The sequence below is a fragment of the Microbulbifer zhoushanensis genome, from assembly GCF_021729055.1.
In the GTDB taxonomy this organism is placed as follows: domain Bacteria; phylum Pseudomonadota; class Gammaproteobacteria; order Pseudomonadales; family Cellvibrionaceae; genus Microbulbifer; species Microbulbifer zhoushanensis.
This window is the reverse complement of record NZ_JAJSAO010000001.1, coordinates 61,469-87,302: the sequence shown is the minus strand read 5'-3', so window position 1 is coordinate 87,302 and position 25,834 is coordinate 61,469. Positions and strand designations below refer to the sequence as shown.

Genomic DNA, 25,834 nt, shown 5'->3' with positions numbered 1-25,834 from the left:
TTTTCTGCTGTTTGTTGAAGTAAACGTATTGCCCTACCGGCATCAAAGGGCGCCAATAATGGTGATCGCCAAAGCCGGTGGCCGGCTTTCGAGAGCACTGGCCCCCCTTTGACTCCACCGCCCCAATACAGCATATATAGTAGTTGCCATGATTGGCGGCACTCTTTCCATCCAGTAGCTCAGTGACACCCAGAATCAACTTTACTCTTGAAGGCGACCTTTTTCCCGGAGTGAAACAAGTGATCTATCTCAAGAGCCTGGTTTACAGTGCCCTGGCAACAACCATATTCGCCTTTGCACCAGCGCACGCTGCCCCCGAAGTGCCGGCAGCAATTACCACACCAGATAAGATCGACACCCGAATAGGCACCCTGGAATTCGTCAATGGGGTCCCGACCCCGGACACCGCCCGGACTGTCCGTGACACCCTGGACTTCACCCGTGCCCTGGAGGCCTTCAACAACAGCTTTCGCGGGGCATCGGCTTACGCAATTCGGGAAGGCCTGCACAGCATCGGGGCGAAGGACAACGACATCGTCATATTCTCCGAATTGATGGACTCCAATTCGCTGTTTTTGACCGCGAATGCGGACACTGTCTATTACATGGCAGTTTTGGACCTGTCGAAGGGACCACTGGTACTGGAACAGCCTTCGATGGGTCTGGGGACCATAAACGACATGTGGTTCAACTGGGTAATCGACATCGGGTTTCCCGGTCCCGATCGCGGTGCGGGTGGCAAGTATCTACTGGTTCCACCTGGATATGAGGGCTCATTGCCGGAGGGTGGCTTCTTTATCGCACACTCCAAAACCAACCACCTCCTCTACGCCGCCCGAACCTACCTGGTGGACAATGACCCCGCCCCGGCCGTGGCCAATATCCGCAAATCCCTGAAAATATACCCCTATACCCCTGGCGGCCATGGCACCAGTATCGCCACGGCACTGGAAGGCAAGGTGCGTCTTGGCAAGAATCCCCCGGTTCCCGATACTCATTTTATCGAGGCAAGCGGAAAGAAATTCAACACAATTCCCCCGAGTGACTTCGGCTTCTTCGAAATGATTAACGCAAACCTGCAGAATGAACCTGCGGGAAGTTACGACGTGGAACTGGCGGGCCAACTGGCAGCAATCGGCATCGTCCGGGGTAAGCCTTTCAAGCCCGACGTGCGGATGAAGAAGATCCTGACCGATGCCGCCGCCGCAGGCAACGCCACTGGCCGCATTCTCAACTGGCGCTGGCCCATGGTCCACCCGGACTGGGCCTATTACCCCGATTCCATGTGGGGCAATATGTTATGGGAAGGCGGCGCCTTTTTCGAAACACCGCCGCCAAAGTTCACCAAAGACGGCATGTTCAAGCCCTTCCCTCCCACCGGTGCACGCACACTTGACTCCCGTACTGCCTTTTATTTCGCCTATACACTCGACTCGCCGGGGATGATCATGCGCATTCCCGACGTCGGCTCCCAATACCTGATGGGTTTTACGGACGCCAACGGCGAACCGTTCGACGGCGCCAAGACCTACAGGGTCACACTGCCGAAGGACATACCGGCGGGAAAATTCTGGTCGCTGACCGCCTATGACAACCAGACCCGTTCCATGCTGGCAACACCGCAGCGCTTTCCACGCGCTGGCAGCCAGTCCTATCCAACCCCGGCAGCCAAACCAGGTCGCGATGGATCAACCACTATTTACTTCGCTCCGAAGCAACCAGACGGTGTAGCAAGTGGTAACTGGATCCAGACAACCCCGGGAAAGGGCTGGTTCACTATTCTGCGGCTCTACAGCCCGCTGGAGCCCTTCTTTACCAAGGAGTGGCGCGCTGGGGAGATCGAGGAGGTTAAATAGCAGGACAAGGAGGAATGGCGAGTAGCCGCACTGGCCCAGCGCCTGATGTCGGAAACCATTACATTCGCCGTCGTCTCCTCCTGTATCAGTTGACACTCCAGCCGTGGCCATCACCAATGGCTGTGTTTATCTGTGTGTCTCCGGCAATTCCCTTGGGACTACTCTGCTATTACTACTACACGGAACTCTCACGGGTAATCCGGGTAACCTTTCAATAGAACCAAGAGGCACCCCATGACCAAAATCGGCCTGCCCATCCTGCTCGCAACCATCCTCCTGGTGGGCTGCGGAGGTGACCGTGATAAGGAATCTCCCGCCGGGGAAAGCCCTGACGTCAACGGTGAACAAGAACTCGGCACAGGGGGTGACCAGATCATCGGGGAGGAATTCGGGGCGGATGACTCTGCGGAATTGGACAGCGACCCCGAATCCAATCCCTACTCCGCGAAGGGGCCGGCCGTCAAAAGTACAACAGCGGACTCTTCAACGAGTAATGGTGTCGCTGACGGCGCTGATTACCCTACCCAGGCCTACTTCGGCGACAGCCACGTACATACCGGCTGGTCGGCGGATGCAGGCATGGATGGCGCAATCCTCACTCCTGACGACGCCTATCGCTTTGCACAGGGTGAAGAGGTGAAGTCCAACAGCGGCATTGAGGCCAAGCTGCACCGGCCCTACGACTGGTTCATGATCACCGATCACTCCGATGGCATGGGTACAATCAACGAGATCATCGACGGCAACCCGGAAATGCTGAAGGACCCGACCATCAAGAAGTGGAGCGAGGCGCTCAATTCAGGGGATCCGGACCAGGCCAGTAAGGCCAAGAGTGAGCTGATCACCATGCAGTCTGAAGAGCGGCTGCCGAAGGTGTTGATGGATCCCAAATGGATGAAGTCTGCCTGGCAAAAGACCGTCGATGCGGCAGAAAAGTATTACCGGCCGGGAGAGTTCACTACCTTCATCGCCTATGAGTGGACCGTGAATGCCGATGGAGGCAACAACCTGCACCGAAATGTCATATTCCGCGATGGTGCCGACCGGACCCGCGACATCCTGCCGCTCACCACTTTTGAGACCCAGGATCCGATGAAACTGTGGGAGTGGATGCAGGCCTACGAACAGAAAAGTGGCGGCCGCGTCCTCGCCATTCCCCACAATGGTAACCTGTCCAACGGTCGCATGTTTGAGGAACAGCAGTTCGATGGCTCGCCGATGACCAGAGAATGGGCACAGATGCGGGCCAAGTATGAGCCCTTATTTGAAGTCACCCAGATCAAGGGCCAGAGTGAATCCCACCCCTCCCTGTCACCGGAAGACGAATTCGCCAACTGGGACCTCTGGGATCGCGGCAACCTGATACTGGTCCCCAAGCCCAAGGGTGCATTCAAGACCGAATACTGGCGTGAGGCACTGAAATCCGGCCTCCGGCTGCAGGCGGAACTGGGTACCAATCCCTTCCAGTATGGCGCTAATGGCGCCAGTGACACCCACACCGGCCTATCCACGACTGAGGAAGACAACTTTTTCGGCAAATTCAAGACACTGGAGCCCTCCAACAAGCAGCGCTGGAACTTTCCCCTCCTCGAGGGCAAGAGCGGGGATTTCTACGGCTGGGAACAGGCAGCCTCCGGCATTATGGGTGTATGGGCGAAAGAGAACACCCGGGAGGCCATCTGGGACGCCATGATGCGCAAGGAGACTTTTGCCACCACCGGCCCCCGGATGAAGGTACGCTTTTTCGCCAGCCACGACTTCAACAGGGAGGATGCCGGGGATGACGTTGTAGCCATCGGCTATAAAAAGGGCGTCCCCATGGGTGGCAAACTCAAGGGCGCGGAGCGCGGCCAGCCCATGACTTTCCTGGTGGCAGCGATGAAGGATCCCGAGGGCGCCAACCTTGACCGGATCCAGATCATCAAGGGTTGGGTGGACGGCAACGGCGAAACCCACGAAAAAATATACAACGTCAAGTGGTCCGGCGAGCGCAGCAAGGATGGCAGGGGAAGGATCCAGCATGTCGGTAACAGCGTTGACCTGAAGACCGCCGGGTACAAAAATGACATCGGCGCCGAGCAACTGATTGGCTATTTTGAGGACCAGGAATTCAACCCCTTACACAAGGCGGTTTACTACGTTCGTGTCCTGGAGATCCCTACCCCGCGCTGGACGCTGTACGACAAGGTTCGCTTCGATATCGATATGGACAAGAAAGTCCCCATGGTCCACCAGGAACGCGCCTTTTCCAGCCCGATCTGGTATACGCCCTAAAGGCCCGGAAAGAGTGATGAAGGCTGCCGTGCTGAAATCACGGCAGCTTCCACCGCCCCCTGCAAGAATATCAATTACTCCCCGCTGCACCTGACTTCAGCTGTTCCTCGATTTTCTTCAGGTTGAACGCACCCGGTGTCTGGCTGGGAGGATACTCTTCCATGGTTTTCAGGAACTCTGCAGCCATCTGTTGCAACGGAACCAATACGAAGGCCCGCTCCAGCAACCAGTCATAGTAAGTATTCGCGTTATGCTGGGCCCGCTCGAACGGATCCCGGCGCAGGTTGAATATCAATGGCACCCGCAGCTCGGTGAAGGGCTCCATCCATACCCCGAATGCCTTGCCGCGATTCTCCAGAAATACCGCTTTCCATGGCTGGTAGCGCATTGCCACGATCTGGCCGTCGTCATTGACATAGATAAACTCGTTACGCGGCGACTCTTCAGTCTTGCCGGTAAAGTAATCCAGCATGTTGTAGCCATCAATATAGTTGCGGTACTTGCGCCCCTCCAGGCGCACGCCATTCAGCAATTGCTCCTTGATATCGGTGTTACCACCAGCCGCTGCCAGGGTTGGCAGCCAGTCCTCATGGGAGACAATACCATTCAGCGTTTTCCCGGCGGGGAATTTCCCGGGCCAGCGCACGAAAGCCGGAACCCGGTAGGCGCCCTCCCAGTTTGAGTTCTTCTCGCTGCGGAATGGCGTGATACCCGCATCGGGCCAGGTATTGAAGTGGGGACCATTGTCGGTGGAATAGAAAACAATCGTATTCTCGGCTATCCCGAGCTTATCCAGCAGGTCGAGGAGCTTGCCCACATGCTGGTCGTGCTCCACCATCCCATCGATATACTCGTTGCTATCTGGCCCACCCAGGTTCTTGTGTTCCTCTTTGACATGGGTCCTGAAGTGCATCCTGGTGGCGTTCCACCAGACAAAGAACGGTTTTCCGGCGTCGTGAGCGCGCTCGATAAAATCGATTGCGGCATTCACCGTTTCATCATCAACAGTCTCCATCCGCTTTTTCGTCAGGGGACCGGTATCCTCGATCGGCCCGCCCGCTTTTGCACGGATAACGCCGCGCGGGCCAAATTTCTTGCGGAATTCCGGGTTTTTCGGGTAGTCCCGATTTTCCGGTTCTTCCTCTGCATTCAGGTGATACAGGTTGCCGAAAAATTCATCGAAGCCGTGATTCGTGGGCAGGTGCTCATCCCGATCGCCCTGGTGGTTCTTGCCAAATTGCCCGGTGACATAACCCAGGCTCTTCATCACGGTTGCGATTGTGACATCGGATTCCTGCCAGCCCTCCTTGGCACCGGGCAGCCCGACTTTCGTCATACCTGTCCTGACCGGTACGTTGCCACCGAGGAATGCGGCGCGACCCGCGGTGCATGACTGCTGGCCGTAATAATCGGTAAATGAGAGTCCCTCTTTGGCGATGCGGTCGATATTCGGCGTCTCGTAGCCCATCAGGCCGCGGCTATTGAAGCTGATATTGGTGATACCAATGTCATCGCCCCAGATCACCAGGATATTGGGTTTACCCTGCGCCTGGACATTACTGTGAAAGCCAAGCAGCATGACCACCGGAATAGCCAGCAGCCACCGCAATGAGCACATAAACATCTCCTTGCTCCTAACAAACTATCCAGATTCATCAATCACGAGCTATCCGGCTTCCTGTCGGCCCGAAAGTCACCTTAGCGCAGCCTTACCAATAGCCGGTCACTGCTTCTCGAAGGGGAAAACCATTCTCCAGTCGTCCTGCATATCTATCACGGTCCAGCCTTTCTCCGGCGCCAACTTCAAGGCCTTGTCGAGACGACCGACTTCGGAATCGCGATCGTACGCCCACTCCCTGCGGGAGTCCGTATGGTGCAGCAGCAGTCCAAAACGGGGCCCCTCACCATCCGTGGTATATTCCAGCATCTGCAGGTCGCCATCGGAGTTGCCCACGGCGAAAATTGGCCGACGGCCGATGTACTGGTATATCCCCACCGGCTTGCCTTCCTTGTCATCGATCAGGTTGATTTCCGGTAGCTTGACCAGGGATGGCTTGCCATCCTTCACCTGGTATTCTGCCTTCAGGCTGCTACCCACTACCTGATCCGGCGGGATTCCATACACCTCCCTGGCGAAAGCACGGATAAAATCAACCCCGCCGCCTGAGACTATAAAGGTCTTGAAGCCGTTGGCGCGGAGATGCCGGAGAAGTTCCAGCATTGGCTGGTAAACCATTTCGGTATACGGCTCCTTGTATTTCGGGTGGCGGGCAGTGGCGAGCCACTTACTGACGCTTTCCTGAAACTCATTGCCGGTCATACCGCTGTGCGTGGCGGCCATCAATTTCATCAGGGCGGGCTTGCCGCCCTCCAGCGCCTTGCGCGGATCTCCGTCCAGTATTGAGGCAAATAGTTCCTGCTTTTCCCAGTCCGGGTGATCAGGTGCCATATCCCTGACCATGTCCATTGCATAAATCAGCTGGAAGTAGAGAGGCTTCTCTGCCCACAGGGTGCCATCATTGTCGAAGACCGCGATGCGTTCTTCGGGAGGGATATACTCGGGCCCACCCTCCTTGGTGACATTCGCCACAAACTCCATAATGGCATCCTTGGTCGGACCGTCTGTCCAGGACCGCAGGGGGTCGGCTGCCAGAGCCGGCAACGTGGCAAGCAGGTAAACAGGAATGAGCAGTATGCCGCCCCAAATGCGTGCCATGCATCTCGACATCATGGGTACCTCAGGCTAACTGGAACGCGTAGTTTGCAAAATGCGCCCTATTACACCTTAGCTGCTGGCAGGGGATTGTGCCTAGAGGATGAAGCCAGTGACACCTGTCCCGGAACAGCCTGCGCTCATCCTGGATGACACTCCCCCACGGATTGCAGAAGCCTGCGGATGCCTGCAGGGGAGCTATTTGATTCGGCGATAACGCATCTTCGGCTAATTCTGCGCCTGTCCCGACTATACTAAATTGTTGCGGTCTCCCTTTGCCGATGGGCCGGCCTGCCGTCGCTACAGCCATAAACAGGAAAATAACGACAGGGAAATAATTCCGGGGAATTCAATGCCAGTTAAACTGTACCCCTTCGGCTTCACGTTGTTGGTCCTGATGTCATTGATTTCAGGCTGCGACCGAAACGCAGGGTCTGCAGGCGGGAATGACTCCCTACAGGGCAGGTCTGCGGATACCTCCACTGGTCCGGCCGGGTCAGCGTCCGCACCATCGGTGGATCGGGCAACAACGAACGCAGCTTTCATTCCTGAAGGCCCGGGACAGTTTGTCGGCTCCGGGAGCTGTGGCAACTGTCACCGGAAACAGCTCAAGGCCTGGCAGGGGTCCCATCATGACCTTTCCATGCAGGAAGCCGCCGGTGGGGCTGTGCTCGGACAATTTGACGGTTCAGAATTCAATTATTTCGGCAGCGTGACCCGCTTCTACAGGAAAGATGGTCGGTTCCTCGTCCAGACTGCTGGTCCGGAAGGTAAGCGACAGGACTATCCCATTGCCTATACCTTCGGGGCCTTTCCCCTGCAGCAATACCTGGTGGAACTCCCCGGGGGCAGGCTGCAGGCACTCCCGTTCGCCTGGGACAGCCGCGATAAGGCCGAGGGCGGCCAGCGCTGGTTTCACCTCTACCCGGATGAGGAGATAACACCCGGGGATCCCCTGCACTGGACCGGTATCAACCAGAACTGGAACTTCATGTGTGCGGACTGCCACTCCACCAACCTGCAGAAAAACTACGACCTGGCCAGCGGAACATTCAGCACCGAGTGGTCCGAAATCGATGTGGGCTGCGAGGCGTGTCACGGCCCCGGCGCCAGGCATATGGAATGGGCGGCCAACCCCGACAGCAATATTGCCGATAAAGGCCTGGTGGCCAGCTTCGCCCAGCGGAAGCAGGTGGCCTGGGAAATGGATCCGGAATCCGGTATTGCCCGGGCGAAGCTGGCCGGACGGGGCCAGGGAGAACTCAAGACCTGCGCACAATGCCACTCCCGCCGCTCCACCGCCCATCCCGACGCCAGGCCCGGCGACTCGCCACTGGACCACTACAACCTGTCACTGCTGGATGAGGGCCTGTACCACGCCGACGGCCAGGTGGATGATGAGGTCTTTGTCTACGGCTCCTTCCTGCAGAGCAGGATGCACGCCGCCGGCGTGACCTGCAGTAACTGCCACGAGCCCCACAGCCTGGAACTCCGCGCCAAGGGCAATGCCGTGTGCGCGCAGTGCCATATGCCGGACAGGTTTGATACCGCGGAACATCACTTCCATCCCGCTGGCAGTCCCGGGGCGCAGTGTGCCAACTGCCATATGCCGGCGAAGAATTTCATGGTGGTGGATGCACGCCGCGACCACAGCTTCCGTATCCCGCGCCCGGACCTGTCGGATCGGCTCGACACGCCCAATGCATGCACTGGCTGCCATACGGAGCGCGACAATAGCTGGGCCACCGCGGTGCTGGAAGAGAAGTTCGGGAAACCGGATGGCGGTCATTACGGTGAAGCCATCCATGCCGGGCGCCAGGGGTTACCGGGCGCCGCCGATGCGCTGGCCAAACTCGCCCTCGACGAGTCGCAGCCCTCCATCGCCAGGGCCACTGCGGTATCCCTGCTGCCCCGCTACCTTAACCGGGACACCGCACAGCTACTGCAGGTGATTGCCCAGCAGGACGACCCGCTGCTGGAGCTGGGCCTGGCCCGGGCACTGGAAACCGTGCCGGAACAGGTGCGCCCAGCCCTGGGCATCCCGTTACTTTACAGCCAACAGCGGGTAACACGGGGCCTGGCAGCCAATGCGCTGGCCGGCATGCCGCTGGATCGGTTCCCCCAGTCGGTGCAGCAGCAGTTCGCCCTGGCCCTGAACCAGTACCTGCAATCCGAGACTTACAATGCCGATCGCCCCGAGTCCCTGGCCAACCTGGCAAACCTGCATGCGCAACAACAGCAGGCAGCCAGGGCGGAGGCACTCTACCGCGATGCGATCGAGCTCGCCCCCTATTACCTCCCTGCCCATGTCAACCTTTCCGAGCTGTACCGGCTGTCGGGGCGCGAAGATCAGGCGGAGCGGGTCCTGAGGAAGGCGCTGGAGACAAACGACCGGGCCGCGCCGCTTCATCACGCACTGGGGCTTTCCCTTATCCGGCAAAAGAAAACAAGGGATGCCATGGAGCACTTGCGTCGCGCCGCAGAGAGCACGGAAACCATCCCCCGCTATATCTACGTATACGGCGTTGCCCTCAATTCTGCCGGTGATACCCGGGCAGCCATTGCCGCGCTCGAGCAGGGCCTGCAAAAATTTCCCCGGGACCCACAGATTTCCAGCGCACTGGCATCCATTAACCGGGGATCGGGAGAACGGGCCGGGCAGTAAATGATTCCCGCCCGGTATCCGCATCGTGGCCGGCATCCAGGCTCATACCCGGGCACGGTGGCGGTCCCGCCACTGCCGTGGAGATAGCCCCGTCCAGCTGCGGAAGTTGCGACTGAACACCGCAACATCGGCATACCCCAGGTTCAGTGCCAGCTCGGTAATACTCAGCTGGCCGTGTTGTAGCTGTCGCTGGGCTATTTCCTGGCGGCTTTGCTGTAACAACTGACTAAAGCTGGTGCCCTCACTGCCAAGCCTTCTCTGCAGCACCCGTGGATGCAGGTCGAGGGCTGCGGCAACCCCCTCCAGGTTGCACTCACCACTGGCCAACAGGCCGCTGATCAGGTGGCGCACCTGCACCGGCAGCTTTTCGGGGTAAAGGGATTTCAGTTCCTCTATCCGCCGGCCAAAATATTCCCGTAGCCTCTGCTCACTGTAATTTGGCTTACGGTCCTGCCAGCCCAGGGGAAAGCTGACCCCACAGAAATGGCTGGCGAAAACCGGTTCCCGCAGGAACCGGCCCGGGCGCCACTGGCATGCCCGGGGTCGTTCCTGCTCAAGGTGCAACCTCGGTTGGGTAGCGGACTCACCGGCCATTTCCGATACCGCGATAAACGCCTGGCCAGCACTAACCTGCATCAGTTGCCGCAGGCCGGTCGCGTTGGTGAAATCAAAGTTCAGGCGTAATTCCAGCCGTTCAGGGGTAGGCACCAGTCGGGCATGGACGCCATAAGCGTGCAGGCTTAAATGCCGGTTGGCGTGCTCCAGGGCCTGGCCAAGTGTCTCCTGCTGGTTGATCCAGAGAGCCACTTCCCCCAATACCTGTATGGTGTGGCGCTCAGCCAGGCGGAGCCCGAACAGGGGCTCATCGCAGCTTTCCGCGGCAAGGTCGAGCAGGTCCGCTACCCGCAGATAAGACACGTAAGTGTCCGGATCACGTAGCTGCGCACCGCTGAGGCCGCTCTTCCTTAACATGGCCGCCGGGTTCCCTCCCAGGTGCCTGACAAGCTCGCCGAAACCCTCGATAGCGCCTGTGCGCACCAGGAACATGCCGCCTCCCGCTCGCGATCTGTGCCGCCAACTCACAACCGTCGCAATTGGTCAAAGTTTAGTCGCCAAAGGTCAAGTTTGCGGAATGCGCATGGCCATAAACTGCGTGGTTGTCCTCGAACGCGCGGTTAAAAATTAACCATGGCGCTGCGCTGAAGCAGGATGAGACCAGATACGCCTGGCGACTCTCACCTCGATTGACCCGAGAGCTTTGCCCCCTGCCATGGGCCTCCGCGAGACTCCCGGAGGCCGACGGAAAACAGAGATGCAACAACTTACCTCAGCCCTGGTCACCGGGGCCGACAGCATTATTGGTCGCCGGCTGGTAAACCAGCTGCTGGCCGAGAAGGTTCGCGTAGTGGCAGCTGTCCACCCGGGGCGATCCATACCCACGGCATGGGCCGGGCGCGTCACCATCATCCGCGTCGCTGCCCGCCCGATTACCGACCTGGCCGAGAACCACGGGCCGGTTGATGCGGTGTTCCAGATCGGGAACAGCGTAGCTGAAGGACCGGAAAAAACTGCACACACTGACAGGATCCTCACCACCACACGGCAGAGCATCAACCTGGCGCTGATGTGGGATGCGCACCTGGTCGCTACCACAAGTATCCGCTGCTACGGCACCGCACTGGGCAAGGGAATCCTGGACGAACGAACCCCGACCGGGGCACCGGGCTCAAGTTACGCCAGCATACGCCAGCAGGAAGAAGCCATGATCCGCGAGGCCGTGGCAAAGATTGGCCTCAAAGCCACAATTATCCGGCCCGGCAACGTTTACGGGAGCGGGGAGATTCCCTGGGTGGGTCAATTGATCTCGCGTCTGCAGGCGCGCCAGCCCTGCCTGATCGGCAGGGGCAACTGGGATGCCGGCCTGGTGCATATGGATAACCTGGTAGCCCTGTTGATTGCAGCCGCCCGGTCCCCACTCAAGGACGGGCAACTTTTCGTTGCCGGCGACGGTTTCGGGGTGACCTGGGAGCAATTCCTGCGAGCACTGGCCAGAGCGGTCGGTACCCGTGCGCCCCGCAGCATTCCCCGGCCGGTCGCCCGGGTCCTGGCCATCCTGCGCGCCTGCAACGACCCGGCCCGGCACAGGCCACAGCGGCCATGGCTCAACCAGCAAACATACCGCCTGATGGGCGGCCCCAACCAACTGGTGCCTGCCAGGGCCGAACGCCTGCTGGGTTACCGGCCTGTCACTACTTTTGAGAATGCCATGCAGGATATGGCCAGGCTCTTTCGCAATCCCCCGCCTTCCCTGCCCGCGGGTGGGCAACGCTCCCGGCAAAAGCCTACTGCCAGCTAGCGCTTCCGGGGGAGCGGCTGAATTCAAGGCCGAACCCACAGGCCAAAATCCCTCCCGCATTCCTGTTACGCGCCCCGGAAATCCGCTATCGTTGGTGCGTCCGGGGCACCGGAACCAGATAGAACAATAATGATGCGGGAATCCCTATGTCGCAGCAGCATTACGATGTACTGATCATTGGCGCCGGCCTGTCCGGTATAGGCACCGCCTGCCACCTGAGCCGGGACTGCCCGGATAAGCACTTCGCCATCCTCGAGCGCCGCAACCGCATCGGTGGGACCTGGGACCTGTTCCGGTATCCGGGAATTCGCTCGGATTCCGACATGTTCAGCTTCGGTTTCAACTTCCGTCCCTGGAATGGGTTCAAGGTCCTGGCAGACGGGGAGTCGATCCGCCAGTACATCAGCGATACCGCCGCAGAGTATGGTGTATCCGAGCGGATACAGTTCGGTATTGACCTCCAGCAGGCAAACTGGGACAGCCAGCGCCAGTGCTGGGAATTACGTGGGGAGCAGGACGGGCGCCCGGTGCGCTACAGCTGCGATGTACTGATTTCCTGCACCGGCTACTACGACTACCACCAGGGCTACCTGCCGGAATTCCCGGGCATCGACCAATTCGGCGGCCAGACCATCCACCCACAGCAGTGGCCTGAGGACCTGGACTACAGCGGCAAGCGCATTGTGGTGATCGGCAGTGGAGCCACCGCAGTGACCCTGGTTCCCGCCCTGGCAGAGAAAGCCGCGCATGTCACCATGCTGCAGCGCTCCCCCACATACGTTCTGTCGGTGCCGGCACAGGACAAGATTTCTGCAGTCTTGAAGAAATTCCTGCCCGAGGGCCTGGTTTACCGCATGGCGCGCAAGCGCAATATCAAACTGCATCGCTGGATTTTCAAGGCCGCCAGGCGCTGGCCCGGTTTCGTCCGCCGCATGATGCTGCGGGGCGTGCGCAAGGCACTGGGCAATGGCGCCGACATGCGCCACTTCTCCCCCGACTACCAGCCCTGGGACCAGCGACTGTGCGCAGTACCGGACGGCGACCTGTTTGATGCCATCCGCGCCGGCACGGCATCTGTGGAAACCGACGAAATTGAGACCTTCACCGAGGATGGCATCCGCCTCAAGTCCGGCAAAGAGCTGCCCGCCGACATCGTGGTCACCGCCACCGGCCTCAAGGTACAGGTACTGGGGGGGATGACGCTCAAGGTGGATAACCAGGCGGTGGAGATCAACCGCCGGCTGACCTACAAGGGCGTCCTGATGGAGGGGGTGCCCAATATGGGCTGGGTATTCGGCTATACCAACGCCGCCTGGACCCTGAAGGCGGACCTGTCCGCGGATTACCTGTGCCGCCTGCTCAACCATATGCGGCGTGAGCAACAGGCGGTGTTTATGCCGGTGGATCGTGAAGGCTGCAAGGAGGATGAGTCCGTCATGGCTGCCCTGAAATCGGGCTATGTCCAGCGCGCCGACCACCTGCTGCCCCGCCAGGGCACCCGGTATCCATGGCGGCTGATGAACGATTACGAGCGCGACCGGAAGATATTGCTGGAATCCCCGATTGACGACGGGATTCTCAACTTCTATCCCCGCCCGAAGAAACGAATGCCAATCGCACAGGAAGCCGCGAGCGAAGCGGAAGGCGTTACTGACTGACAAATGGTAAAGACCACACGCCCCCTTAATTGAAAAGTGAACAGCCTGCCCCCTGGCGGGCTTGCCCCGAGACGATGATCGGTCGGCCCCTTCTACCTCAGCCGCCCTGCCCGGCCATCACTACTTCCCGCCACGCCACACTTTACTACACTGCCGGAAGCGAGTTGGACATAGCGACCGCAATGGGTACCCCCTGAAGCGGGAGCGTAAAACCTAGAACTTCCTGGTAATTACTTCCCTCCCTGCAAGAGCACCCGGCGATTTATGGCTAGAGACATCTCAGTCCTCTTCAAAAAGTTAAGAAATAAACGATCCAATACCCTCATTTTCCTTGGGGTATTTTCAATGTTCCTAATGGTGCTCACCGCACTCATACTGATATCGAGTGCAGTCAGCGTCGCAGCCTTCATCATTACTGAGGGCTTTATCTACAAAGACAACCAGATCCCCGAACTTATCACCAACGCCATCAGTAACCTGATCGTCGCTCTTGCAATCTATGAGCTTCAACGCGCCCTGTCCCATGAATTACGTAAGCCGGCCATTGGTGAAGTAACCCATGTACTGCGTCGATCCACGCCACGTTTTATCGTGGTGGTCTGTGTGGCGCTTGCCCTGGAGGGGCTGATTTTTGTCATCAAGTTTGGCCAGACCGGACAACCCCAGCTCCTGTTGTACCCGGCGCTTATCATTCTCTCCGCAGCCCTACTCCTGGTGTGCCTGGGCATTTTCCTGAGAGTCGCCCCTGAGGAAACCGTGGGCCAGCACATGCTGGAAGACGTTAAAGAACAGCCAGAAACAAAAGTGGTAGGCGGCCACGCACCAACCGATTGACTAGCTGACCGAAAATGGTGGTCGTGAGATCCTGGGGTCAGGCTGTGGCTTCACGTAAAAAGCCCCGCCCTTTGCCGGCATAAGAACATCGTCCCAACAGTAAACTCCCGGGGAGAACCCGCCGCGGAGCCATACCCAGGGCACCGCGACATACCTATCAGGGCTACTATAAGTAACCGGCACCCGCTTACATTGCCCGGTGCAGTTCGGCCGCTGCGGGTGCCCAGGTGATCATCCAAGCCTTTGAAGACAGTATGTGCGCCAACCCAATGAACGCCAATTACAGCTCCCGACCGGCAACGCTGCCATTACCCATGATGATACTTTCCAGCGTTTTGAGCCTGCAGGCATGTAACAGCAACAACCAGGAGTACGACCCCAATTCACGCACGGCCTCCTATGCCCTGCCCCCGGCGACCGAATCCCCCATGGCGCAGGCTATTAACAAGCATGCGGAACAGCATCCCGGCGAGCATTCCGGCTTCCTGCTGCTGCCCGAGGGGCTGTCGGCCTTTGTGGCGAGGGTAGCCCTGATTCACGAAGCACGGGTGTCCCTGGACGTGCAGTACTATGAGTTCAAGGATGACACTGCCGGCAACCTGCTCGCCAGCAAACTGCTGGAAGCCGCCGACCGCGGCGTACGCGTAAGATTGCTGGTCGACGATGTGGCCACACGTATCGACAACCCGGATATCCTCACCCTGTCCAAACACCCCAATATGGAAATCCGCGTATTCAACCCGGTGGCGGGGCGCAGTGGCTTCAAGAAGGCACTGGAGCAGGTACGGAACCTGGGACGTATCAATCATCGTATGCACAACAAGCTGCTGGTAGCCGACAGCCTGGCTATGATCACCGGGGGCAGGAATATCGCCGACGAGTACTTCTCCTCCACCAGCGTGAAGTTCCTTGACGCCGACATCCTCGTCATCGGTCACCTACTCCCCAGGGCCGCGGCCACATTCGACGAGTACTGGAACCACCCAGTGTCAGTGCCTGTCTCGCAATTGATGCTGGACGATGACGACTCCAGGACACTGGAGGAAATCCGTGCCCAGATCCGGAAGTTCCTGCGGGAACACGCCAGGAGTGAATTTCGGGAGGCACTGGAGAAATCAGAATTCAGCGAGCGCCTGACGGAGGGCCGACTGCAATTCCACTGGGGCCCGGCGACACTTTACTCGGATCCCCCGGAAAAGGCGCTGGACAAAAACCTCCCCGAGCACGAGCTCCCCGGTTACCACCTGAAGGAGGCACTTGCCGATACCGAGTCACTTATCCGCATCAGCTCGGCCTATTTCGTGCCCGGGGACCCGGGAGTAGAACTCTTTACCGGGCTTGCACGAAACGGCGTCGACGTCGGGATCCTGACCAATAGCCTGAGCAGCACCGACGTGGCGGCGGTTCACGCCGGCTATGCACCGGACCGCGTGCGCCTGATGCAGGGCGGAGTGAAGCTGTGGGAACTGCGGCCCGGGGCGGACCAGGAGCAGCGGCGGCACTTGTTCCAGGGCAGTGCCAGTGCAGCGCTACATGCCAAGACATTCGTGATCGATAACAATCGCAGCTTTATCGGCTCGATCAATATGGACAGCCGCTCGCTGCGCCAGAATACGGAAATCGGTGTTTTGATCGAAAACACCGCCATCAACTCTGAGCTGCGCCAGTTGTTTGACAGCTGGGTGACCCCGGATTCCGCCTGGAAGCTTTCACTCGGTGAAGAAGGTGAAGGGGATGGACTGCGTTGGACCGCCGAGGAAGATGGCAAAACAGTCACTTACGAAAAAGATCCCGATACCTCGGCCTGGGACCGCTTCGTGGTCTGGCTGCTGACCTTCCTGCCAATTGAATCGCAGGTGTGAGAGCATCGCGGCCAACAGCACCTCCCGTTCGGGAATTGCTGGCTGGCCTGGGGCATTGTGCTGTTAGTATCAGGCAGAAGACAGGCGTGAGCGAACCACAATCTCCGATGTCAGGGTGCGATGTACCGGGCAACGGTTGGCGATATCGAGTAATTTTTCGCGTTGCTCACCGGTCAGCTGGCCCTCCAGTGTAATCTCACGCACGATCTCATCGATCTTGCCCTCTTTTGTCTCACAATCCTGGCAGTCCTCCGCATGCACTTTGCGGTGCGAGAGTATCACCCGGATACGATCGAGCGGAATCTTCTTACGGTCCGCGTACATACGTACAGTCATGCTGGTGCAGGCACCCAGCCCCATCAAAACATACTCATAGGGACCGGGTCCCAGGTTCTCACCTCCGAACTCCTCGGGCTCGTCGGCGACAAGCCGGTGCGGCCCGGAATGCATAGACTGCGTAAACTTGCCGTCGCCACTCTCTTCCACGGTAACTACGGTCGGCGTCGGTCCGCTCATGACAGCTGTCTCATCACTATGGCCTATTCAAGTAGTGAGTGTATGAATTCGTGATGCAGAAGACCAGACCAGCCCTTAAAGCTCAAACTGTATCGAGCCCCCAAAAAAGTTCAGCGAGTAGTCATCAAAACTACCCTGCAAGCGTGGGCTGAAAGGCGGCCGCCCTTGCTGGTCTATTGGCACATCTCCCATCCATACAAGTGTGTAACCAAAATCCAGCCGCAGGCCAGGACACAGCTCCTTACGGCCCCCCAGCCCCAGGCGCCACTGTTGGTCTACAACGACATCAGCGGTGCGAAACTGGTTCTCGACCATGCTGCTGTCATAACCCAGTCCGGCAGAGAGTGCCCACCCGCCCAGGGTCCCAGAACGAAACTGGTGTCTAAGCCCCAGTGATCCATGCCAGGTGTCTTCATAATTACGATTGACGGTCGCACTGGTCTGGTTGGGATTGTCTATCTGGATGCCCACCAGTCCGAACTCGGACCAGTTCTGCCAGTTCAGGTTAGCGTACAACGTGGTATCCGCGGCCAGTTGTTGCTGCAAACTGGCGGTAGCGGTCTGCGGAACATCCATGTCAATCTGCAGGCGCCTGTCATTCAAGCGACCGAAAACGCCATCAAAAAGTGGGCCAAAACCGGCCAAGCGTAGATTATAGGAGAATTCCCAGTCCACCTCGGTAGTCAGGTCCAATCCCAGTATTGTTGCCTCTCCGGGCCGATAGATGACGCCAAAATTACCACCTGGCGCCACATCGGTATCGTCATATTTCAACCGGGCATCACCGCCAACCAGGCCCGCCCGGGGACGGGACTCAAACCGGTAGTATCCGGTCATCAGGTTCAACCCTGCCCCCAGCGACAGGCAATCGCTTGCTTTCCAGCTGATAGAGGGCATCACGCTCATGCCGATCAGGTCAGTCTCGGTAACAAAGCGGCGCCCATACCAGTCGTTGTCATAGTCCAGGCTACCGCCGAGGTTACCGGCAAGCGCAAACCCCCAACCGAAGCGCTCATTGAGCCGCCCCGCGGCAAAAAAACCGCCACCGGGAAACCACTCGATGGCGTTTCCACCGTCATCACCCGGCACATTACTCTGGCCGCCATTACTGAATTCCAGGTTGCCGTACAGAAGCTGCCCCGATGCCATCAACTGTGTGCCGTCGCGCCAGACCGTTCCCGCCGGATTCGTATACGCGGTAGAGGCATCCTCCGGCATAGCAGCCCAACCGGCACCGGCGGTTCCCAGTGTGGGGGTCCCAATCTCCCACACCATCAGCCCGCCTGCGCTGGCCGGCGAGGCAAGCCCCATAGTGCCGAGGTAGAGCATCAGGGGCATAACTGCACTTTTGTCACTTCCTGGCTGTCGCATTTCCAGTTCCCTCTGCCTGACGAATCACTGCCCCCCTTGGGGAACAGCAGAATAAAATTGAGCCTGAAGCCCAGCCCCTCGGCACCGGCATCCGGGCTGTCGGCGTAATACCTTGGCCCAGCCTGAATCTGGTAAGTCTGGCTACCTACCGGGATTACCTTGGCCGCCAGCAGCCCGACCGGCACATTCCACTGCTCGGATTCCCAGTCGTAGGTAGTTTCCGCCTGGACGGTGATCATCCACGCATCGAGCGTGGTGTAAGCGAAGAACGGCTGGATAAACGTGCTGTCCACGTCATCGCGGTTATCATCGCCGGCAAAGGACCAGATATGGTTTACCAGCGCACTAATGGTCCAGGGCCCCGACTGTTTCAGTACCACACCGGTAGGCCCGGCACCCCACTTCTCACTGCCCAATTGCGGTTCAGACGCGGTGGGCACCAGGAATACCGGACCGAGACCCCAGGTAATGCCACCTTCAGTGGGTTCCGCAGGGGAAAAGAACACGCTCTGCACAGTGTCCCCGATGCCAGTCTTCCTGGGCGTCCCCGGGAGCACGTCGTCCTGGCGGATAATCGGGAAAATGGTGCGACTGACCAGGTTCCAGTCTTCGTTGAGGCTGACCGGCTGCACATTCAGGCTGAAGCGGTGCCCCTGGTCAAAGGGCCCGACCTTGTGATCAAAGTTGCCCGGGAACGGGACACTGACCAGGCTCGATACCGGGTTGGCCAGTTGCTTTGCCAGGTCCTTCTCGTCCTGTGCCACCAACTGGCCAGCGCCCAGCAGTGCGAAAAAGAAAAATATGAAAGTTTCGGACAAGCCTGGCCGTGGCACGGTACTTCCTCCCACCTGGCCCCGGTGTCACATACCTTTTAAGGTTAGCCGCCGTAACCTCTTACGAGAGTCAACGCAGTGCCGGGAGCGAATTATGTGTCATCACTGGCACCTGCTGCCCGCCGGCAACCGGAACTGAATCCTTGCTACCAGGCAAATGCGGTGGGATAAGGAACCCTGAAAGGAATCCGGCGAATAGGGGATCAGGAGGAAGCAGGTGCAGGAACGCAGGTCTCCGCAGCGGGAGACCTGCGCAGGGAAGTTGCGAGAGGCGCTTAACGCATCCCGGTCAGCAGGTGACGGGCAATGATCAGCCGCTGGATCTCGCTGGTGCCCTCGTAGATGGTGGTGATACGCACGTCGCGCGCCATCCGCTCCAGCGGGTAGTCGCGGGTATAACCGGCACCGCCGTGCATTTGCAGTGCCGTGTAGCAAGCCTCGTTGGCTTTTTCCGTCGCATACAGCTTGGCCATGGAAGCGGCCGGACCGAAGTCCATACCCGCGTCTTTCTGCCAGGCTGCCTGTAACAGCAGCAGTCGTGCGGCTTCCATCTCAGTATATTTGTCGGCCAGCTGCCATTGCAGGCCCTGGAACTTCGCCAGCGGCTGCCCGAACTGCTCGCGCTCCTGGATAAATGCGCGTGCGCAGTCCAGCGCCTCCAGGCCGATACCCAGGCCCAGGGAGCCGATGCCGATCCTGCCGCCGGCCAGCTCACCGGCGGCAATACGGAAACCACGGTTCTCCTCGCCCATCAGGTTGGCGGCCGGGATGCGGCAGTCATCGAAGGAAACCTCATTGGTGACCGAGGCTTTCTGGCCCATCTTTTCCTCGGCCTTGCCGATCACCAGGCCCGGCGTGCCCGCCTCCACCAGGAAACAGGAAATCCCCTTCCCTTTTGGCGCTTCCGGATCGGTCACCGCCCAGACCACAAATACACCGGCGAATTCGGCGCTGGAGATATAGAGCTTGCTGCCATTCAGCACGTACTCATCACCGTCCTTCACCGCACGGGTACGCATGGCGGCGGCGTCGGAACCGGAGCTGGGTTCGGTCAGGCAAAAGGAACCGGCAGGATATTCACCGCTGCAGATCTTCGGCAGGTACTTTGCCCGCTGCTCCTCACTGCCCACCGCCTGGATCACCTCTGCCACCATATTGGTTACAGAGGTAGTGGTAGCGGTGGAAGCGCAGCCGCGGGCGAGCTCGGTGATCGCGAGGCTGAAAGCCACGGTACCGGCACCGGTGCCGCCAAAATCCGGGTCAATATTAATGCCCATAAAACCCAGTTCGGCCAGCTGCTTCAGCTTGTCCAGTAACAGCTCGCGATTGCCGGTGGCATCCAGCTCTGCCGCGACCGGCTTCAGCTCGCTGTCGGCGAACTGGCGGGCGGCGTCCTGGATCATCTGCTGTTCTTCAGTGAGGGAAAAATCCATGGGGGTACCTGCTTATCTTTATCGCTTTTCAGTTTCTCTCAATCGTTATTATTAACCCGCCAATTACATATTGCCGGGTTAATGCTGCACATGGATGTGCAGCCGCCGAGCGTAGCTCGGAGCAAGCCCCTGAAATACAAGAAGATCCGCGCATCTTTGCCAGTATTTCAGGGGCGCCAGGTCAATATTGCAGGAGCGGCCACTGGCCGCGACCGGGCCACGTATGACCAGGCCAGTATCGCGATCGGCGGCCGCTCCTGCGGGATTTACAAACCGGAATCATCAACGCTTCAGAAGCGCCCGGCGCAGGATACCCTGCTGCACGGCGACCCCGAGCATAATCAAAACCAGGCCAACAATGGTTGCCATCTGGATCGTTTCGCCCACCAGTAGCGCAATAAATACCAACGAAAGTGGCGGCGAAAGATAAATCAGGTTACTGATGCGCGCCGTGTTGTCACAGGCCATCAATGCCGCCTGCCACAGCAGGAAGGCGATCCCCATCTCGAACAGGCCCACGTAGATCGCACCCAGCCAGCCGGCCAGGGGCGGCCACTGCCAGCCGCCCTGCCATACCAGTGCCACGGCCAGCCAGGGCAGTCCACACAGGAAGCTGAGCAGCAGGTTTACCGGCGCGCTGCCGCCGATGCGGGTATTCAGCAGCCAGAAACAGCACCAGATCAGGGTGCTGAACAGCGCCAGCCCCACACCCAGCGGGTCGGCAAAATCCAGGGCCAGGGGATCCCCGCCGGTGGCAATCACCACTACCCCGCTATAGCACACCAGTGCCGCCACCAGGTCCTGGGTCCGCAATTGCTGCTTGAGCACCGGCACCGACAACAGGGCCAGCAATACCCCCCAGGTGTAATTGAGTGGCAAAACCTGCTGGGCCGGCAGCAGGTCGTAGGCCGTGAACAGCACCAGGTAATAAAGGAAGGGATTACAGAATCCCAGCCCCAGGTACCAGCGCCAGTTCTGGCGCCACGCCAGTCGCAGCTCGCCCCAGCGCCCTTCTTTCGTGACCACTGCGCCCATCACCAGCGTGGACACCACCGCAGCGATGCTTACCAGTTGCAGCGGTGACACGAACTTCAGGGAAATCTTGAAGGCGCTGGCCACCGTAGACCAGCACAGGACGGCGGCCAGGGCGAGCAGGACAGCGCGACGGTTATCCGGGGATGACGAATCGGTCATTCAGACTACTTTGTTCCGGGGTGTGGCGGGAGTGACAGGTGCAGGTGGCGGGCCCGCCATCGGCGGGCGATCCCGCCCTAGCGCTTGGCGGAGGACTTGGCCTTTTTCGGCTCGGGATCCGGCACCGCCACGGCGGTATCGGTCTTCACTTCCTCTATAACTACATAGGTGTGGGTCTCGCGGACCCCGGGGACCGAGGCCAGCTTCTCGCCCAGGAAGCGGCGATAGCCAAGCATATCCTTGATACGGATCTTGATCAGGTAGTCGAAGCCGCCGGCCACCATGTGGCACTCCTGCACCTCTTCCAGGCTGGAGACATGGCTGTTGAAGGCTTCCAGGGCCTCGGTGGCTGTATCGGTCAGGGTCACCTGGACATAGACCACCAGGCCGGCATGGACCTTGAGCGGGTCCAGCAGCGCCACGTAGTCGCGGATAAAGCCCTCACGCTCCAGGCGCTTGACCCGCTCCAGGCAGGGGGTGGGGCTGAGATTTACCCGCCGGGCCAGCTCCACATTGGGCAGGCGACCTTCGCGCTGCAGGATGCGCAGAATCTGGCGGTCGATACGGTCAAGGTCTTCCATCTGACGAGACATAGCAACATACCCTACTGGTGATCGTGCAAATAGGCGCTACATTTAACCACAACTGTTTGCAAAATGGCGATTAATTCTGAGGAAAATCGCACATAATCCGACTTTTCTTCTGGTCCAATTTAGAGCTTTGGAGTCATCATGCCAACACAATTCGCCGGAGACCTGCACAGCGCGCGCGAAAAGTCCCGCCAGTACCTGCATGCCGACGAAAACCAGTGTGTGAGCGAGCTGCTGGCAGCACCGCGCCCCAGCGACACACTGCGGCAGAAAATCCTCGCCACCAGCCGTGAACTGGTGGTGGAGTCCCGCAAAGAGCGCAGCAAGCGCGGCACCCTGGATGCCTTCCTGCAGCAATTCGGCCTCTCGAATAAAGAGGGCGTGGCGCTGATGTGCCTGGCCGAGTCCCTGCTGCGGGTTCCGGATGCGGATACTGCCGACAAACTGATCGCCGAGAAAGTGCATTCCGGCAATTGGGCCAGCCACCGTGGCCAATCTGACTCCCTGTTCGTGAACGCCTCCACCTGGGGCCTGATGCTGACCGGCAATATCGTCGAGCTGGACCCGGATATCACCGAGCAGCCCTCTCACTGGATGAAGCGCCTGGTCAGCCGTATGGGCGAGCCCATGGTGCGTACCTCCATGATGCAGGCCATGAAGATCATGGGTGGCCAGTATGTACTGGGCCGCACCATCGAGGAGGCACTGAAGCGCGGCCCGGCGGAAAACCAGCCCGGTACCCGCTTCTCCTTCGACATGCTGGGCGAAGGTGCCCGTACCATGGCCGACGCCAAACGCTACTTTGACGCCTACATGATGGCCATCGAGGCCATCGGCAAGAACAATGACAAGCGCGACGTGGTGGAGGCCAACGGCATCTCCATCAAGCTGTCCGCCCTCCACCCCCGCTACAGCGTACTGCAGCGCGAGCGCGTGATGACCGAGCTGTTGCCCCGGGTAAAAGAGCTGTGCGTCGCTGCCGCCAAATACGATATGGGCCTGAACATCGACGCCGAGGAAGCCGAGCGCCTGGACGTTTCCCTGGATATCTTCGAGGAACTTGCCCGCGCGCCGGAGCTGGGCAACTGGCAGGGCCTGGGCTTTGTACTGCAGGCCTACCAGAAGCGCGCTCCCCATGTGGCCGACTGGCTGATTGCACTGGGCCGCGACACTGGCCGCAAGATCATGGTACGGCTGGTGAAAGGGGCCTACTGGGACACCGAGATCAAGCACGCCCAGCAGATGGGCCTCACCGACTACCCGGTATACACCCGCAAATCTCACACCGACCTGTCCTACCAGGTCTGCGCCAAGAAGCTGCTGGATAACCGCGATGCGGTCTACCCGCAGTTCGCGACCCACAACGCCTACACCGTGGGCCTGATCCTGGAGCTGGCCGGCGACGCCAACAACTACGAGTTCCAGCGCCTGCACGGCATGGGGCACCTACTGTTCGCACAGGTGGAAAAAGTACATGGCAAGCGCGTCCCGGTACGCGTCTACGCTCCCGTGGGCGCCCACAAGGACCTGCTGCCCTACCTGGTCCGTCGCCTGCTGGAAAACGGCGCCAACAGTTCCTTCGTCAACCGCTTTATGGACGAGAAAACACCAATCGAGGAACTTGTGCAGGACACCATCGAACAGAGTGAAAACGCCAAACCCTTCCGTCACCCGCAGATCCCGGTACCGGAAGACATTTACCTGGGCGGCGAACCGTTGCCCCGCAAGAACTCCCACGGCATCGAACTGACCGACCCGGTGGCGGTAGAGCCGTTGCTGCACAGCGTCGAGAAACTCAAGGGCAAGCAGTTCAAGGGCGGCCCGATTATCAGTGGCAAGATGGGCAAGGCCGATGAGCCGGTCCACAACCCCGCTACCGGCGAGGTAATCGGCCATACCGCCAACGCGGACAAGCACCAGATCGACGCGGCCTACCAGGCAGCCACCGAGGCACAGATTGCCTGGGATCGCCTGGGCGGCAACGAGCGCGCGAAAATCCTCGACCGCATCGCCGACCTGTACGAGGAGCACCTCAACGACCTTACCGCGCTGATCTGCCTTGAGGCGGGCCGCACCCTGAATGATGGTATTTCCGAGGTGCGTGAGGCGGTGGACTTCTGCCGTTACTACGGCAACGGTGCCCGCCGCCACTTCAGCGAGCCGCAGGAACTGCCCGGCCCCACCGGCGAGAGCAACGAGCTGTACCTGACCGGCCGCGGCGTGTTTGTGGCCATCAGCCCGTGGAACTTCCCGCTGGCGATTTTCACCGGCCAGGTGGTGGCGGCACTGGCAGCAGGTAATGCTGTCCTGGCCAAGCCCGCCGAACAGACCCCGCTGATCGCTGCCCGCGCCATCGAGCTGATGCACGAGGCCGGCGTGCCGAAGGAAGTGCTGCACCTGATCACCGGCACCGGTGCCGCGGTGGGCGCATCACTGATCGAAGACCCGCGCCTGTCCGGTGTGGCTTTTACCGGTTCCACCGAAACCGCACGCCTGATCAACAAGCAACTGGCCAACAAAGAGGGCCCGATTATCCCGCTGATCGCGGAAACCGGCGGCCAGAACGTGATGATCGTGGACTCCACCGCGCTGCCCGAGCAGGTAGTGGACGATGTTATCCAGTCTGCCTTCCTCAGTGCCGGCCAGCGCTGCTCCGCCCTGCGTATCCTGTGCGTCCAGGACGTGATTGCGGACAACCTGCTGAAGATGCTCAAGGGCGCCTGTGAAGAGCTGACCCTGGGCGATCCGTCACAGCTGTCCACCGACATCGGCCCGGTAATCGACGAAAAAGCCCTGGGTATGCTGGAGAAGCATCGGGAGCGCATGGCCGGCGAAGCCAAGCCGCTGTTCGCCTTTGACCGTGACAAGGTGCCGGCGAAAGGCACTTTCTTCGGCCCGCAGGTGGTCGAGATCGAGGATTTCTCCGTGCTCGAGCGTGAGGTGTTTGGTCCCTTCCTGCACGTTGTGCGCTTCAAGGCAGGTGAACTCGAAGATGTGATCCGTCGCATCAATGCCACCGGCTACGGACTGACTTTCGGCCTGCACTCCCGCATCGAGGGACGTGCGGGCGCGGTATTCAAGCGCGTGAATGTGGGCAACACCTACGTCAACCGCGACATGGTCGGCGCCGTGGTCGGGGTCAACCCGTTCGGTGGCCAGGGACTGTCCGGCACCGGCCCCAAGGCCGGCGGCCCGCACTACCTGTTCCGCTTTGCCGACGAGAAGACCAAGACCATCAATACCGTGGCTACCGGCGGCAACACGCAGTTGTTCTCCCTGGCCCAGTAAGGCCAATCGGATTCCGGGGAAACCGCGGCCTGCGGTGCTCCCGGGAATTCGTTCCCGATCGCGACCAGCGGCCGCTTCTGTCACGGCGTGGAGGGTTCATTTCTGGATCCAGGCCTCGCCCGCGGGAGCGGCAGTTGGCCGCAATCGTAATAACCCCGCCCCCTTTGTATTCACCGCCATGGGCCGCCCCACGGCTGGCGCCTATTTGCACCCTCCTACAATCTTCAGGGTAATCCCACCGTATTCCTGTAGGAGCAGCCCACGGCCGCGATGGATCGGGTGATGCAGATAGCTTTTCCAGCAGCCAAAAAAAGAGCCGGGCGACTGCCCGGCTCAAGCCAAGTCCTGTGAGATTGCCGAATATCAACAGGCTGTGTTGATTCTTTGACCG

General features: G+C 59.6%; 17 protein-coding genes. 8 read left to right on the top strand and 9 right to left on the bottom strand.

The features are described 5' to 3' along the window. Positions 1-152 precede the first annotated feature (152 nt). Positions 153-1,856, top strand: a complete 1,704-nt coding sequence (locus LVD10_RS00400; RefSeq protein WP_237061307.1) for a DUF1254 domain-containing protein — start codon at positions 153-155, stop codon at positions 1,854-1,856. 234 nt (positions 1,857-2,090) lie between these two features. After that, positions 2,091-4,130 (top strand): DUF3604 domain-containing protein, encoded by a 2,040-nt coding sequence (locus LVD10_RS00395; RefSeq protein ID WP_237061305.1) that lies wholly within the window; start codon positions 2,091-2,093, stop codon positions 4,128-4,130. A 70-nt stretch (positions 4,131-4,200) separates the two neighbouring features. On the opposite strand, the gene LVD10_RS00390 is transcribed toward LVD10_RS00395, so the two are convergent. Next, positions 4,201-5,748, bottom strand: a complete 1,548-nt coding sequence (locus LVD10_RS00390) for an arylsulfatase (protein ID WP_370636703.1) — start codon at positions 5,746-5,748, stop codon at positions 4,201-4,203. Positions 5,749-5,853: 105 nt separating this feature from the next. Further along, positions 5,854-6,846 carry an HAD family hydrolase gene (locus tag LVD10_RS00385; RefSeq protein WP_237061303.1) on the bottom strand — a complete coding sequence of 331 codons (993 nt, stop codon included), beginning with the start codon at positions 6,844-6,846 and terminating at the stop codon, positions 5,854-5,856. Between the two features lie 664 nt (positions 6,847-7,510). Here LVD10_RS00385 and LVD10_RS00380 point away from each other — a divergent pair. After that, entirely contained in the window at positions 7,511-9,508 is a 1,998-nt protein-coding gene (locus LVD10_RS00380) for a tetratricopeptide repeat protein (protein WP_237061302.1), read from the top strand. 42 nt (positions 9,509-9,550) lie between these two features. On the opposite strand, the gene LVD10_RS00375 is transcribed toward LVD10_RS00380, so the two are convergent. Next, complete coding sequence (locus LVD10_RS00375) at positions 9,551-10,555, bottom strand: helix-turn-helix transcriptional regulator (RefSeq protein WP_232942142.1); 1,005 nt, start codon at positions 10,553-10,555, stop codon at positions 9,551-9,553. 265 nt (positions 10,556-10,820) lie between these two features. Between LVD10_RS00375 and LVD10_RS00370 the strand changes: the two genes are divergently transcribed. The 4 genes from LVD10_RS00370 (at position 10,821) to LVD10_RS00355 (ending at position 16,218) form a co-directional block, all read left to right on the top strand. Next, a complete protein-coding gene (locus LVD10_RS00370) occupies positions 10,821-11,864 on the top strand; it encodes an NAD-dependent epimerase/dehydratase family protein (RefSeq protein ID WP_237061301.1) in 1,044 nt (347 codons plus the stop codon). 146 nt (positions 11,865-12,010) lie between these two features. Next, a complete protein-coding gene (locus LVD10_RS00365) occupies positions 12,011-13,522 on the top strand; it encodes a flavin-containing monooxygenase (protein WP_232942138.1) in 1,512 nt (503 codons plus the stop codon). A 264-nt stretch (positions 13,523-13,786) separates the two neighbouring features. Beyond that, a complete protein-coding gene (locus LVD10_RS00360) occupies positions 13,787-14,356 on the top strand; it encodes a hypothetical protein (RefSeq protein ID WP_232942136.1) in 570 nt (189 codons plus the stop codon). Positions 14,357-14,583: 227 nt separating this feature from the next. Then, entirely contained in the window at positions 14,584-16,218 is a 1,635-nt protein-coding gene (locus tag LVD10_RS00355; RefSeq protein WP_237061298.1) for a phospholipase D family protein, read from the top strand. A 69-nt stretch (positions 16,219-16,287) separates the two neighbouring features. On the opposite strand, the gene LVD10_RS00350 is transcribed toward LVD10_RS00355, so the two are convergent. The 6 genes from LVD10_RS00350 to LVD10_RS00325 all read right to left on the bottom strand — a co-directional run bounded on the left by LVD10_RS00350 (position 16,288) and on the right by LVD10_RS00325 (position 22,158). Further along, positions 16,288-16,734: an OsmC family protein gene (locus LVD10_RS00350; RefSeq protein WP_232942132.1), complete on the bottom strand. Its 447-nt coding sequence runs from the start codon at positions 16,732-16,734 to the stop codon at positions 16,288-16,290. Between the two features lie 75 nt (positions 16,735-16,809). After that, a complete protein-coding gene (locus tag LVD10_RS00345) occupies positions 16,810-18,072 on the bottom strand; it encodes an OmpP1/FadL family transporter (protein ID WP_237061297.1) in 1,263 nt (420 codons plus the stop codon). After that, positions 18,063-18,923 (bottom strand): transporter, encoded by an 861-nt coding sequence (locus LVD10_RS00340; protein ID WP_237061295.1) that lies wholly within the window; start codon positions 18,921-18,923, stop codon positions 18,063-18,065. Before LVD10_RS00340 ends, LVD10_RS00345 begins: the two co-directional genes overlap by 10 nt. 290 nt (positions 18,924-19,213) lie before the next feature. Next, the gene (locus tag LVD10_RS00335; protein WP_232942124.1) at positions 19,214-20,371 is read right to left on the bottom strand and encodes an acyl-CoA dehydrogenase family protein; all 1,158 of its coding nucleotides are present in this window, start codon (positions 20,369-20,371) and stop codon (positions 19,214-19,216) included. Between the two features lie 282 nt (positions 20,372-20,653). Continuing rightward, positions 20,654-21,565, bottom strand: coding sequence for a DMT family transporter (locus LVD10_RS00330; protein WP_237061293.1), 912 nt, complete (start codon positions 21,563-21,565; stop codon positions 20,654-20,656). 77 nt (positions 21,566-21,642) lie between these two features. Beyond that, positions 21,643-22,158: an Lrp/AsnC ligand binding domain-containing protein gene (locus tag LVD10_RS00325; RefSeq protein ID WP_232942120.1), complete on the bottom strand. Its 516-nt coding sequence runs from the start codon at positions 22,156-22,158 to the stop codon at positions 21,643-21,645. A gap of 138 nt (positions 22,159-22,296) precedes the next feature. Between LVD10_RS00325 and putA the strand changes: the two genes are divergently transcribed. Further along, positions 22,297-25,443 (top strand): bifunctional proline dehydrogenase/L-glutamate gamma-semialdehyde dehydrogenase PutA, encoded by a 3,147-nt coding sequence (gene putA, locus LVD10_RS00320; protein WP_232942118.1) that lies wholly within the window; start codon positions 22,297-22,299, stop codon positions 25,441-25,443. The last annotated feature ends 391 nt before the right edge of the window (positions 25,444-25,834 follow it).

What these genes read in the sequence shown, in the direction of transcription:
- LVD10_RS00375 (WP_232942142.1), bottom strand. Translation starts at nt 10,555, where the DNA reads ATGTTCCTGGTGCGCACAGGCGCTATCGAGGGTTTCGGCGAGCTTGTC.
- LVD10_RS00390 (WP_370636703.1), bottom strand. Translation starts at nt 5,748, where the DNA reads ATGTGCTCATTGCGGTGGCTGCTGGCTATTCCGGTGGTCATGCTGCTT.
- LVD10_RS00350 (WP_232942132.1), bottom strand. Translation starts at nt 16,734, where the DNA reads ATGAGCGGACCGACGCCGACCGTAGTTACCGTGGAAGAGAGTGGCGAC.
- putA (WP_232942118.1), top strand. Translation starts at nt 22,297, where the DNA reads ATGCCAACACAATTCGCCGGAGACCTGCACAGCGCGCGCGAAAAGTCC.
- LVD10_RS00330 (WP_237061293.1), bottom strand. Translation starts at nt 21,565, where the DNA reads ATGACCGATTCGTCATCCCCGGATAACCGTCGCGCTGTCCTGCTCGCC.
- LVD10_RS00345 (WP_237061297.1), bottom strand. Translation starts at nt 18,072, where the DNA reads ATGCCCCTGATGCTCTACCTCGGCACTATGGGGCTTGCCTCGCCGGCC.
- LVD10_RS00360 (WP_232942136.1), top strand. Translation starts at nt 13,787, where the DNA reads ATGGCTAGAGACATCTCAGTCCTCTTCAAAAAGTTAAGAAATAAACGA.
- LVD10_RS00370 (WP_237061301.1), top strand. Translation starts at nt 10,821, where the DNA reads ATGCAACAACTTACCTCAGCCCTGGTCACCGGGGCCGACAGCATTATT.
- LVD10_RS00335 (WP_232942124.1), bottom strand. Translation starts at nt 20,371, where the DNA reads ATGGATTTTTCCCTCACTGAAGAACAGCAGATGATCCAGGACGCCGCC.
- LVD10_RS00385 (WP_237061303.1), bottom strand. Translation starts at nt 6,846, where the DNA reads ATGGCACGCATTTGGGGCGGCATACTGCTCATTCCTGTTTACCTGCTT.
- LVD10_RS00365 (WP_232942138.1), top strand. Translation starts at nt 12,011, where the DNA reads ATGTCGCAGCAGCATTACGATGTACTGATCATTGGCGCCGGCCTGTCC.
- LVD10_RS00325 (WP_232942120.1), bottom strand. Translation starts at nt 22,158, where the DNA reads ATGTCTCGTCAGATGGAAGACCTTGACCGTATCGACCGCCAGATTCTG.
- LVD10_RS00395 (WP_237061305.1), top strand. Translation starts at nt 2,091, where the DNA reads ATGACCAAAATCGGCCTGCCCATCCTGCTCGCAACCATCCTCCTGGTG.